We start from the raw sequence: 13,547 nt of genomic DNA, 5'->3' as shown, positions 1-13,547 counted from the left end.
CATTTAATAATCTTTTTAGATAATTTTAAATGGATGATTTTGAATGTATTGAGGTGTATTATGTCTGAAGCAAAATTTGAAAGTTTGGTACCAAATGAAACACTAGATGATAAAAAACAGATTTATATTGATGCGTTGACGTGGGCAATAAATGATCAAAGAAATAAAAATATTGCTATAACTGGATCATATGGTGCAGGGAAGAGTAGTATAATTAATACTTTTGTAAAAGAAACAAACATTGAAGAACAGACTGTAAAGATATCAATAGCAACTTTTGAAAAAGAAGCCTATGAAGATCATGATAAAGACGGTGGCAAAGTTGTATTGGAAAATATTTTAGAACAACAAATACTGCAGCAACTCTTCTATAATATTTCGCCAAATATAATTCCGCTTTCTAGATTTACAAATTTAAAAGAAATAGATAGTTACAAAGCTTTATCAGGTATTGGTTATTTTTTATTTATCATAATGGTTTCATATGTTTTAATCAAAATTAACTTTTTTGAACAAACATTGGGTATATATAGTTCAGGAAACATAACAAATACAATATTAATCACTTTATTATGTATTGCCTTATTTATAATGTATACATATGCCATCTATTATATAGGGCTTTTTATTCAAAAATTAGGTTTAACCAAATTTGGATTTGGAACTACCTCAATAGAAGTAGTGACAAAAGATAATAATACAGTTTTTAATAGATATTTAGAAGAAATTATCTATCTATTTCAAAAGGCTAAATATAAATATGTAATATTTGAAGACTTAGATAGATTTGAAAATATAATTATTTATGAACGTTTAAAAAGCTTGAATTTTATATTGAATTCCACGGAACAATTAAAAAACCAACATATTATATTTATTTACGCGTTAAAAGATGACCTATTTATTAACAATGATGATAGCCATGAAATATATAATCGGACAAAATTCTTTGATTTTATTGTCCCTACAATAAAAGTCGCTCATAGCTCCAATGCTGAGGGGATTTTGATGAAAAACTTGGAGGGTGAGATTGAAAAAGGTCTAACTAAAGAAACAATTAAAGAATTATCATTTTATATAAATGATATGCGGATTTTAAAAAATATTTGCAATGAATATATAATTTATAAGAGTGCATTAAAAGCCAATGGCGTAACACCGGATAAAATCTTTGCTTTTGTTGTATATAAAAATATTTATCCTTGGGATTATTCTGAGCTATTGAACTCTAAAGGCGAGCTTTATGAACTAATTAATATAAAAAGTAAAGCAATTAAATATTATGAAGAAAAAATTACATCTATTGAAGCTAAGATTGAAGAAGGGAAATTAGCGCAGAATTATAGTAAAGATGAAGTTGAAATATTATTTTATACTAAAAAATATAAATCGAGACAACGCTATGTAATGGAATATATATTAAAGGTTAATTTTGAGGGGCAAGAAATTTCGTTTAATAAAGGAGATCATAGTAATTTTCAGTTGGATGTTTTTACGGGGTTATTTGAATGGTGTTTAAAGAATGCAAAAGAGGATACAACTTTATTGCTATACGATTATAATAGGTATTTAGGGAATTGTCTGGTGAATGACTTTTTTACAGTTGATGGAATAAATTATTTATTAAAGTATAAAGCCATAGCAAATATAAAATCTGATAGTCTCTTATTAAACAAAAAGAAGTTCTTTGAACAAAAATTAACTAATCTTAAAAATAAATCTCTACAATTTAATATTGACAAAGGTATTTTAAAAGTGATTTTTGGTAAGGTTTATTCCAATGGGGATTTATTGTATTTTTTAATTTCTAATGGTTATATAGATGAATCGTATGCTGACTATTTGTCGTATTTTGAAGAAGGTTCTCTTTCTCAAAATGATAACAAGTTTATTAGATTAATAAGAAATAATGATGCCCCCATAACAACTTTAAACTTAACTAATATATCAGAAATTGTAAGTCGGATTAAAAATGAGGATTTGAGTTCTAATGCCATTCTTAATTTTAATTTTTGGGAGTACCTTATTGAAAATGAAGATTTAAAATTAAATTTAAGCTTGAATACGATATTTAATAGTGTTGAAGGAATCCAATTTTATTTAGCATTAGTAAAACACTTAACTATTCAAAGGTTGGAATTGTTGAGTCTATTATTTAATAAAATTATAGTTAACGGGCATTTTCTAATAAAGAGCATATCTGAGGTTACGGATAGAGAAGCTTTTAATGAGTATATTGAATGTATAGTTAAACATCTTATTGATGTAAATCAGTTGGCTAGTGAGGATAAATCAGCTCTAATTAATTCCTTAGAGGCTGGTGATTTAGAGCGAATTATTAATGAATGTGGATTATCAAATGTAGAAAAAATAGCAGAGAAGCTGGATTTGAAGTTTGACGATCTTCAAAGTGCAAACTTGGTTAAAGGGACAAAATTACACTCAAATTGCAATTTTAAGATAACCAAAAATAATATACAATTACTTTTTGAAACGATAAGTTTTTCAACTTGTTTAAGTGATGAAGTAGTTGGCGAATATTTAGAGACTAATAAAAGTGCATTTATAGAAAATGTAATTTTAGAATTGAATAATATTAATGATGATCAAAACATCGTTGTTCAACAGTTAAACGATGAAGAATTAGCGGATGATTTAAAAGAAAAATTAATCAGAAAACTAAATTTCCAGTTCGAAAAGATTGATAGAATCGGAAATATTATCACTATTGTAAAGTATAATAAGTTCAAATGGACGTTAGAAAATTATAGTGTGTTATTTAATCGTGCTGATTATAAAGAAGGGAAAATAGATTTAAGTGAATTAGTTTATGATATTGAAAATCAACAAGCATTATTTGATTCTATTCAGTCTAGAGGTCGGCAATCTAGTGTTTTAATAGATAAAATATTTAATGAAATTTTATTAAATTCTAATTATAATGTGGATCTATTTTCGGAACTATTGGCAAATATGTATAACTTAAAGTTAGAGCCTGATAATATTACAAATACTACGTTAGCAAAAATAGACTTAATAATTGAAAAAAGAGTACTTTTTTGGGAGAATGATGTTTATCAAAAGTTGATTGAACTTAATGATGAAGCAACTTTATTAGCTCATGTATATTTAAATATCAGTATAGAGGATGCAGAGATTACTGAAGGGGGGCATCCTTTAGCAAATGATATTATAGCATTAATTGATGAACATTTAATAAAATGGAATCAAGAATTTTTAATGAATATTAATAATAATGTTAAACTCAGCTATGATAACAAAGTAGATTATATATATTCAATTATAGGAGATATTCCAGATGAATTTTTCCTTGAAGAAATCGGTAACGAAATCCCTATTTCAGTTAGTCTGATAAAACTGATAGAAAATCTAAAAATAAAAGTTCCATATATATTAAAATGCTTAGAGGAATATGCAGTCGAAGAAGTAATAGCTAAGGTGGATTTTTGGTCTTATAATATTTTCGAAGCGTTGAAAGACCTTGCAGTGGATAATGCTAGAAGTTATTTTGTAAGCTATCAATCTAATATAGATTATAAAAAGATTACTCAGAATGATTTAGAATGTTTATTAGTTAAAGAATTATACGATCAATTAAATGTTGATGTGATTATTGAAATATATAATCAAAATAATATGCTTCCGATTGTGGAGTTCCGAAATTGGCTATTAACTATAGGTTTAAGAGAGCATATTTTAAAGTTGTCTAATGGGCCAAAGATTATAAAGTCAATGAAAAAAGATGAAAATATAGCGAGAGTTTTACTAGCTTATCTTCAGGAAAAGCAACTTTCAAAAATGGAAGTATATGATTTACTTAGTGAATTAAGAAGTCCGTTTAATGAAATTAAATTAAAAAATGGACATGGGAAAAAGTTCAAACGTGGAGTCGATATGTTAAGCCTAATTAAATATTTTTATGAGAGAGAAATAATTTCTAAATTCGAACTTGATGAAGTTAATGGGTTAATATTGGTGAACAATAAGAGGGTAAATAAATAAGGGGCAAATATTTAAAGCCATTAATAATCTAATACACTGAATTTATTTTGATTAGTATTTACTAATGGGATTTCATTATATGCTCTTTTAGAGAGAAAGAGCATATAATGAATATTCGTCTCCGTAAGCGATTTTTAGCAAACCTTATTAATTCCTTTGTAAGAGCAATTTTCGATGGTCCAAAAAGCTCTCTAAACCCTGATTTATCAAGGTTTGTTAGATTGATAGATAGAAAACCCGCCGTCTCCATACTGTGAAATGTAGATTGAAGAAACCAAAATCCATGTAAAATTAGGGTTTTGGTTTTTTTATACTCTAAAAATTAGATTTTAAAAATTAGCAAGACAAATGTATCAATTAAATTAGTAAATTGCGAAGAATTCATAAATGGGGGCTTATTAGTGATGGGATTGTGTGTCACAGGGACAATTTTTAGTTTGTTCGTTGGTATGAGAGCACTTCCTTTAATTGATACATTTATAGTCCTGGAGGTGCTAAGTACCTTATATGCATTATTTGATGATAGGCTTACGTTAATTTTGTTTAATACACATGTTTTTAATTGCATCTTATTTTACGATTAAATGCTTAAAATAAATAACTATCATATTTTAAGCTGTTTCTTTGTTTTTAGACAGCAAAAAAACGCTTAAATAATCTACAAGGCGCTATCTATTTTTTTAGCACTTGCTATTACAATGTTGGAAAAAAAACTTGTGCTTTTTTCAAATCAAATTATCACATTTTTGTCCAATTCGATATACTACTAAAATATAAATAAGTGATATTGTCTGTGCACCCGGTACACACAATTCACTTCCGATCATGAACCTTCATAACCAGTACGCCAAATGAGGTAGCAAATGGAAGGACCAGAAGTGAAGAAATGACATTGAATAGAACACCTATATAGGCAAGTTGTGTATCCACTTCACTTGCAAGCTGTACGCCAATTGTAGAGAGCAAGCTGATAAAGGGATAAAAGGCGATAACTCCGATGATATTCAACCAAATATGAGCATAGGCCGACAATCTAGCTTCCCTGCCAGCACCAATCGCAGCTATAAAAGCAGTGACGCATGTACCGATATTGGAACCTAGCATAATTGCGATTCCAGTGTCTAATTGCACAACGCGATTTGTGAGGAATCCCATGATAATGCCTGTAGTCGCCGTGCTCGATTGAATAATCGCCGTTATAAATGTACCAGTAAGAATACTATAAAGATAACTGTCATCCAAATGGAGAAGTAAATGATGAACAAATTCAATGGAGCTAAGTGGACCTGCTAAGCGTTCAAAGCCATTCATGGAAGTAAATACAGAGGCGATGCCGAAAATGATGAGACCGATACTTCGTAACTTTCTTTTTCTCATTAATATTAAAATAGCCCCACAAATGGCTAAAGGGACAAGGAATCGCTCTAAATCAAAGGTGATGAGTACAGTCGTTAATGTCGTTCCGATATTTGTCCCTAAAATAATGCCAATCGATTGTGGGAAAGTAAGTAATCGTGCAGAAATGAGTCCAATCGTAATGACCATGACCGCCGAACTACTTTGCAAAATGCAGGTAATAACAATCCCCGCCAGTAAACCTTTCCAGGGCGTATCCGTTAATTTCGTCAGCCATAATTTTAAGGAATGGGCCGATAAATTGAAAAGCCCCAATCTTAGTAATGTCATTCCATAAATAAATACGCCGATTAAAAATAAAAAAAGAAATATTTGCGACAAGCAGCCACCAGCCTCCCTATCTATTTCTATGGTAGAAAGGGTCTGGACATGCATGGTTTTTGGATGTGTCTGCACCCGGTACACACAATTCTATAGTAATTTCAATTATTATCCATTTCCAAATTTTTCAATTTAGGTTGAACGATAAGAGCGTAGATAGTTGACGCTCTTTTTTCACGTATGCGAATCATGCTATACTGAAGACGAGAAACGTATTGAAAGTGGTGGTTTTTTGTATAAAACGATTGGAGTTTTAGCACATGTTGATGCTGGGAAAACAACTTTTTGTGAGCAATTGCTTTATCATACAGCTGCGATAAAAAAGCGCGGTCGAGTGGACCATCAAGACACTTATTTAGACAATCATACGATTGAGCGGCAGCGAGGCATTACTATTTTTGCTGAACAAGGTAGATTTGAATTTAATAACACCATGTATACACTAATTGATACACCGGGTCACGTCGATTTTGCACCGGAAATGGAGCGTGCTGTTCAAGTAATGGATGCAGCCATTTTAATTGTGAGTGCAGTCGATGGCATTGAGGGACATACGGAAACCGTGTGGCAACTATTAAAAAAGCATCAGATTCCTACATTTATCTTTATTAATAAAACAGATCGTGAAGGTGCGAATTTACATGAAGTGATGGAAGCGATAACACGTGATTTGACTCAAAATGCACTGCTATTCAATCATAAAATTGATACAACTGTAAAAGAATGGGTGGCTGAAAGAGATGAAGCACTAATGGAGCTTTACTTTGCGAATCAATTAGAAGATACAGAGTGTATACAAGCGCTGAGAAAGCTCATTGAAAAGCAACAAGCGGTAATTTGCATGGCCGGTTCCGCATTAAAAGACGAAGGGGTTATTGAATTTTTCCAATGGCTAGATCAATTTACCTTTAGCAATTATGATTCGACATCAGATTTTCAAGGGAAAGTATTTAAAATCCGACATGACGGGCAGCAACGTCTTACATTTTTAAAGGCTCTGTCAGGAACAATGAAGGTGCGCGATGAATTCACATTTGGAGAAGTGGTCGAAAAGATTACAGAAATCCGACTCTATAATGGAAGTCATTTTGTGACCGTTCAACAAGTAAATGCAGGCGATATTTTTGCAGTGAAAGGCTTATCCACACCGGAGATTGGTGATGTCATTGGCAGTGAACAACAATCAATTACGTTTGAGATGATCCCAACACTTCAAGCAAAAGTACTTTATAATGGATCATTACATATGAAAGAAGTAACTCGAATCTTTCGTGAGCTTGAAGCCGAGGAGCCAAGCTTACATGTAGTTTGGAGCGAACAATTTCAAGAAATATCTGTTCATGTAATGGGTGTAATTCAATTAGAAGTATTAACAGAAGTGGTAAAGGAACGTTTTGATATTAATGTTTTATTTGGAAGGCCGCAAATCCTTTATAAAGAAACGATTTGCGAAAAAACAGTAGGCTATGGTCATTTTGAACCTTTAAAACATTATGCTGAGGTGCATTTACAACTTACGCCAAATCCCCGTGGACAAGGAATCACGTTTATGAATGTTTGTCATGCCGATCATTTATCGGTAGGACATCAACGGGTAATCGAGCAGCATTTATTTGAGCAGGAACATCACGGACTGTTAACTGGTTTTCCGGTAACGGATATCGAAGTGACGCTATTAACGGGGCGAGCTCATAATCAGTATACAGCTGGAGGGGATTTCCGCGAAGCAACATGGCGCGCATTACGGCAAGGGCTTGAACAAGTAGAAAATCGATTGCTTGAGCCATATTACCGTTTTAAAATGAAGGCAACGAATGATCATATTGGCCGTATGATGAGTGATATTCAAAAAGCGAATGGCACATTTGAAGCACCGATTTTAACCGAACAAACGGTCATCATTACCGGACGTGCACCAGTTGCAACCTTTATGGATTATAGCACTCATTTTGCCGCTTATACGAACGGTAAAGGTGCACTTTCTATGCAGTTTGACGGCTATGATTTTTGCCATAATGAAGAACAAGTAATCGAACAAATCGGTTATAACAAAAACGCGGATCACATTTATACATCCTCTAGTGTTTTTTTAGCAAAAGGGAAAGGCTATAGTGTCCCTTGGCAAGAAGCTAAACAAGCCATGCATTGTGATGTGGAGTAATGAAAAGACTGAATCTTATTTAGGATTCGGTTTTTTTCATTGTTAAGGAAACTATAGATTTTGGCATTGTGGTTCAAAGGAATTATTAGCTTGGCTAGGAAGTGACGACCCATTTGATTTAGATGAGCCAATGGAACTCGCTTCTTTTGTATGTACAGAATGTGGAGGAGTTGATGAAGTTCCAGCTTATATCATTGGAGAATTTATGGTAGATAAAAAGCCAGAAGGAGCAGTAACACTTGAGTGCCAAAAGTGGAACGGTGTTATGTATGAAGCGAAAAATGACCCGCTAGCGTTTTTGTCCCTGTTAGGAGTGAGCGAGTTTCATCTATAAACGCAAATTGACGGCATCTTAACCCATATTGATAAAACAGGAACTCCCCCCTAAAATTAGCAACTCCTTTTCCACAAACAAACTCCCAATCCCGACAAAACTCTCAAATCCCCCAAATTAACTATTCAAATATTCCAACTATTTGTTATCATATAAAGAAAACCAAAAACAAACAAAGGGGAATCAACAATGCTTAAACATATTCCAAAATGTCTTTCGCCAGATTTATTAAAAATTTTAATGGAAATGGGGCATGGGGATGAGATTGTTATCGCCGATGGAAACTTTCCAGCTGCATCGCATGCGCAAAACCTGATTCGTCTAGATGGCTTGAACATTCCAGAAATACTGGAAGCAATACTTACACTAATGCCACTTGACCCATACGCAGACGCTGCTATATTTTACATGATGCATGGCCCAGAAGTAGCCACACCACCTATTTGGTCTGAGTACGAAGCCATTCTCACAAAAACAGAAAACAGCAACTTTACACCAACCAAGCTCGAACGATTCCAATTTTACGATCAAGCGAAACAAGCATATGCAATAATCGCCACGAGTGACCAAGCGCTTTATGCAAACGTCATTCTAAAAAAAGGTGTCATTATTTAAAGAAAGGGGTCATTCAATATGTTAGTTCCAGAACGACATAAAAAAATTATTAGCATCGTCAATGCCAATAAAACAGCACGTGTTTCCGAACTGAGCAAAAGCCTAAAAGTGACAGAAGAGACCATTCGACGAGATCTTGAAAAGCTTGAAACTAAAGGCAAGCTTGCACGCACGCATGGTGGTGCTGTTTCGACAGAGGAGGAAGAGGGGGACATCCCATATTTTCAACGTGAAGTGATGAATAAAGAAGAGAAATTAGCGGTCGCAAAAGAAGCCGTCAAGCTCATACAAGAGGATGATATTATTTTCCTCGATGCCAGTACAACGGCGCTATATCTTGCACGCCTCATGCCGAATCACAAGATGACCGTGCTTACGAACTCAATTCGTGTTGGGGTTGAGCTTGCGAACCATTCGAATATCCAAGTGGTCGTTGTTGGCGGCAATTTGTCTCCATCATCGCTTTCGTTAGTTGGTCCACTAACTTTAAGTGCACTCGAGCGTTACCATGTCAATAAAGTCTTTTTCTCCTGCAAAGGTTTACACAAACAATGGGGGATTAGTGACTCCAATGAACAACAAGCAATCATCAAACGAAAAATGATCGAAATGGCGGATGAAAAAATACTCTTACTTGATCACACAAAACTGGAGAAAAAAGCATTTGCCTTTATCGCAAAAGAAGATGTAATCAACACGATTATTGTAGATAACCAAGCAAATAAAACATATTTAAACAATTTTGAAGAAAAAAAAATATCAATTTTATATGCGCAAATGGGTTGAAGCACATTTGCGTATCATATATTGAATTTAATATTCAGAAAAATATGAAAACTGTATTGATTTTTAAAAATACTTGTTTTATAATCAACAAAAATACAGAAAACCAAAAGTAAAACAACAAAGGTGGGAAGAAAAGTGGAACCTTTATTAAAAATGGAGCATATATCGAAGTCTTTCCCAGGAGTTAAAGCGCTTTCGGATGTTCAAGTAGACTTACGACACGGCGAAGTGCTTGCATTAGTAGGAGAAAATGGAGCCGGAAAATCCACCCTTATGAAAATATTAACCGGCATTTATCAAAAAGATGAAGGAATGATTACACTCGAAGGGAACGAAATCAACGTTACATCACCGAAACAAGCGCAAGAATTAGGCATTTCAATAATTCACCAAGAGCTCAACTTGATGAAGGACCTTACCGTAGCTGAAAATATTTTCATAGGCAGGGAACCAAAAGGAGCATTTAACCTTCTTGTAGACGACAAAAAACTCAACAACCAAGCAAAAGAACTTTTTGAAAAACTCAACATAGACTTAGACCCCAAGACAAAAGTGCAGAATTTAACCGTAGCGAAGCAGCAAATGGTCGAAATAGCAAAAGCACTTTCCTTCAATTCCAAAATACTTATCATGGACGAACCAACAACAGCCCTAACCGAAATAGAAATCGAAGCACTCTTTGAAATTATTAATAGCCTTAGAGAAAAAGGCGTTGGGATCATCTACATCTCTCACAGAATGGATGAACTCAAAAGAATTACCGATCGAATTACCATTATGCGAGACGGGACATATATTGACACACTGATAACTGCTGAAACAGAAATGAGCAAAGTAATTCAACTTATGGTCGGCAGACATGTGTACATAGAATCGAAGCCGAACATCGCAGCGGGCGAAAAAGAAACGGTCCTTCAGATGAACAACATTTCAACAAAAGCATTATTAAAAGATGTTTCATTCGAATTGAAAAAAGGAGAAATACTTGGATTTGCCGGTTTAATGGGAGCGGGGCGTACAGAAGTTGCGAGAGTATTATTCGGGGCAGACCCAGCAACAACTGGAACAATCAATCTTCACGGCAATGAAGTGAAAATAAAATCTCCGGCAGCGGCAGTAAAACATGGGATCGGTTACTTATCAGAAGACCGAAAGCAGTTTGGTTTACTCGTGAGCATGGATGTCAAATCGAACATTGCCCTTTCAACGATTAAAGACTATCAATCTAAGGCGCTATTTGTAAGCGATTCCAAAATCAAAAAAATTGCCGCCAAATATGTTGAACAACTAAAAATCAAAACACCATCCGTTGACCAACAAATACGACTTCTCTCTGGAGGAAACCAGCAAAAAGTCGTTATCGCAAAATGGCTGCAACGAGATTGTGACATCCTCATATTCGACGAACCTACGAGGGGAATTGATGTAGGAGCAAAAGGGGAAATTTACAAACTACTCGACGAACTTGCGGCAAGTGGCAAATCAATCATTATGATTTCATCGGAGCTACCTGAAATACTGCGAATGAGTCACCGAATTGTTGTCATGGCAGAAGGGAAAATTACCGGAGTGCTTTCATCTGAGGAAGCAACACAAGAGAAAATAATGGAGTATGCAACACAGCTCCACTAAGAATAGGGGTGAAGTGAGTGAATATCGAATCAGTAATTGAAAAAAAACAAGAGAAGAAAAAGATTATACCGCCTAATGCAATTCAGCAAACACTTGCTTTCGGGAGTTTAATTGCCTTAGTTGTATTTTTCTCCTTTGCATCGAGTAGCTTTCTACAATGGAGCAACATCATTGGGATTTTATTATCCACGGCAGTCATTGGTATTTTAGCACTGGGCGCTACATTTGTTATTATCACAAGCGGAATTGACTTATCGGTAGGTACAGTAATGACACTATCGTCCGTAATTACTGGGGTTGTAATCGTAAATGCGGGGCTTCCGATTTTCGTTGGGATATTAGCAGGTATTGCAACGGGTGCGTTTTGTGGATTCCTTTGTGGTATCGCCATCACGAAGCTGAAAATCCCACCATTCATTGCAACGTTGGCAATGATGATGATTGCAAAAGGGTTAGCGCTTGTCATTTCAGGAGCGGCTCCAATTTATTTCACGGATCATAAAATTTTTACGAAAATCGCACTTGGCTCGATTATTCCAGGCGTTAACATTCCGAATGCGGTTCTTATATTCTTTATCTCTGCCATTATTGGGGCAATCATTCTTTCGAAGACAATTTTAGGACGTTATAATTTTGCGATCGGAAGTAACGAGGAAGCGACAAAGTTATCAGGGGTAAACGTCGACTTCTGGAAAGTGTCCATTTATTCATTAGCTGGGGCTTTCACAGGAATTGCCGGAGTTATTATGGCATCACGCTTGAACTCGGCACAACCAGCACTCGGTCAAGGATATGAATTAGAAGCGATTGCTGCAGTAGTAATTGGTGGTACTTCTCTAAGTGGTGGTAAAGGAACAATTGTTGGAACGGTAATTGGGGCATTAATTATGAGTGTTCTAACAAATGGACTGCGCATTATGTCAATTCCGCAAGAATGGCAAACGGTCGTTGTCGGCTTAGTTATCATTCTAGCAGTGTATATGGATATTCTTAGAAGACGTAAAGAATAATTTGATTCAGCTGGGGTGTAATTGATTAATGGTTTTTAGTCCAAGTGACTTCAAATGTAAAAATAATAGGAATGGGGAGAAATAAATGAAGAAAAGATCTTGGTTTTTAGGAAGTATGCTAGCTGTGTCGATGATTTTAGGTGCATGTAATTCAGATGATGCAGGAACTGAAAGTAACAGCTCAGACGGCGGAGAAAAACAACCTTATGTAGCCATTGTTTCGAAAGGATTCCAACATCAGTTCTGGCAGTCGGTTAAGCAAGGGGCAGAAAAAGCGGCAGATGAATTTGACGTGAAAATTACATTTGAAGGACCTGAAACAGAATCACAAGTTGATAAACAAATTGAAATGCTTCGCGCGGCACTCGACAAAAAGCCAGACGCAATCGGCTTTGCGGCACTTGATTCACAAGCAGCAACTCCATTATTGGAAGAAATGAAAGAAAAAAATATTCCAGTCATCGCATTTGACTCAGGTGTAGACAGTGAAATTCCACTAGCAACTGCATCTACAGATAACAAAGCTGCAGCAGCACTTGCAGCAGATAAAATGGCTGAGTTCATCGGCGAAGAAGGAAAAATTGCGATGATCGTGCATGACCAAACTTCTGTAACGGGCGTACAACGTCGTGATGGATTCAAAGAGCAAATCGAATCGAAATACCCAAATATCGAAATTGTTGATATTCAATACGGCGGTGGAGATCACTTAAAATCGACTGACTTGGCAAAAGCAATTATGTCTGCTCATAGCGACCTTAAAGGAATTTTCGGTTCGAATGAAGGGTCAGCAATCGGTGTAGTAAATGCTGTACAAGAGCTAAACAAATCAGGGGACCTCGTTGTTGTAGGCTTTGACTCTGGTAAACAACAAATTGATGCGATTAAAGACGGTTTAATGGCTGGAGCAGTAACACAAAACCCAGCAGGTATTGGCTATGAAACAGTGAAAGCTGCAGTTGAAGCGATGAACGGTAAAGAAGTAGAAACAACAATCGACACAGGCTTCTACTGGTACGACAAAGACAATCTAGATGATGCGGACATCAAATCAGCAATTTACGAATAAAAAAATGGGGGCTGGCTATGGTCGGCTCCTAAACTTTAACTTGATTCAGTCGGGGTTCAAACCCCGACTGAATCAAGTTAAGCCCCGGCGGATGTCACAGATTTTTAAGGGAAGTTTTTCGAGCAAGCTCGAAAAAATCTGGACGCAATTACGCCGAGGCGTAATTGATTATGGAAGCTC

At 35.2% G+C, this 13,547-nt stretch carries 9 protein-coding genes; 8 read left to right on the top strand and 1 reads right to left on the bottom strand.

Going from position 1 to position 13,547, the window contains the following annotated elements; genetic code table 11:
- The first annotated feature begins 60 nt into the window (after positions 1 to 60).
- Positions 61 to 4,023 carry a YobI family P-loop NTPase gene (locus MHI10_RS17515; RefSeq protein ID WP_340787670.1) on the top strand — a complete coding sequence of 1,321 codons (3,963 nt, stop codon included), beginning with the start codon at positions 61 to 63 and terminating at the stop codon, positions 4,021 to 4,023.
- Positions 4,024 to 4,836: 813 nt separating this feature from the next.
- On the opposite strand, the gene MHI10_RS17510 is transcribed toward MHI10_RS17515, so the two are convergent.
- Complete coding sequence (locus tag MHI10_RS17510; RefSeq protein ID WP_340787667.1) at positions 4,837 to 5,760, bottom strand: Na/Pi symporter; 924 nt, start codon at positions 5,758 to 5,760, stop codon at positions 4,837 to 4,839.
- A gap of 232 nt (positions 5,761 to 5,992) precedes the next feature.
- On the opposite strand from MHI10_RS17510, the gene MHI10_RS17505 reads away from it, so the two are divergent.
- The 7 genes from MHI10_RS17505 to MHI10_RS17475 all read left to right on the top strand — a co-directional run bounded on the left by MHI10_RS17505 (position 5,993) and on the right by MHI10_RS17475 (position 13,367).
- Complete coding sequence (locus MHI10_RS17505; RefSeq protein ID WP_340787664.1) at positions 5,993 to 7,921, top strand: translation factor GTPase family protein; 1,929 nt, start codon at positions 5,993 to 5,995, stop codon at positions 7,919 to 7,921.
- A gap of 130 nt (positions 7,922 to 8,051) precedes the next feature.
- Complete coding sequence (locus MHI10_RS17500) at positions 8,052 to 8,255, top strand: hypothetical protein (RefSeq protein WP_340787661.1); 204 nt, start codon at positions 8,052 to 8,054, stop codon at positions 8,253 to 8,255.
- Positions 8,256 to 8,444: 189 nt separating this feature from the next.
- On the top strand, positions 8,445 to 8,870 hold the full coding sequence (locus MHI10_RS17495; protein ID WP_340787658.1) for an RbsD/FucU family protein: 426 nt from the start codon (positions 8,445 to 8,447) through the stop codon (positions 8,868 to 8,870).
- 18 nt (positions 8,871 to 8,888) lie between these two features.
- Entirely contained in the window at positions 8,889 to 9,656 is a 768-nt protein-coding gene (locus MHI10_RS17490; protein ID WP_340787656.1) for a DeoR/GlpR family DNA-binding transcription regulator, read from the top strand.
- 153 nt (positions 9,657 to 9,809) lie between these two features.
- Positions 9,810 to 11,288: a sugar ABC transporter ATP-binding protein gene (locus tag MHI10_RS17485; RefSeq protein WP_340789278.1), complete on the top strand. Its 1,479-nt coding sequence runs from the start codon at positions 9,810 to 9,812 to the stop codon at positions 11,286 to 11,288.
- A gap of 17 nt (positions 11,289 to 11,305) precedes the next feature.
- Positions 11,306 to 12,298: an ABC transporter permease gene (locus tag MHI10_RS17480; RefSeq protein ID WP_340787655.1), complete on the top strand. Its 993-nt coding sequence runs from the start codon at positions 11,306 to 11,308 to the stop codon at positions 12,296 to 12,298.
- An 85-nt stretch (positions 12,299 to 12,383) separates the two neighbouring features.
- Positions 12,384 to 13,367, top strand: a complete 984-nt coding sequence (locus MHI10_RS17475; protein ID WP_340787652.1) for an ABC transporter substrate-binding protein — start codon at positions 12,384 to 12,386, stop codon at positions 13,365 to 13,367.
- The last annotated feature ends 180 nt before the right edge of the window (positions 13,368 to 13,547 follow it).

The sequence above is a fragment of the Solibacillus sp. FSL K6-1523 genome (assembly GCF_038005225.1).
Classification (GTDB): Bacteria; Bacillota; Bacilli; order Bacillales_A; family Planococcaceae; genus Solibacillus.
This window is presented reverse-complemented; position numbering and strand designations above follow the sequence as displayed.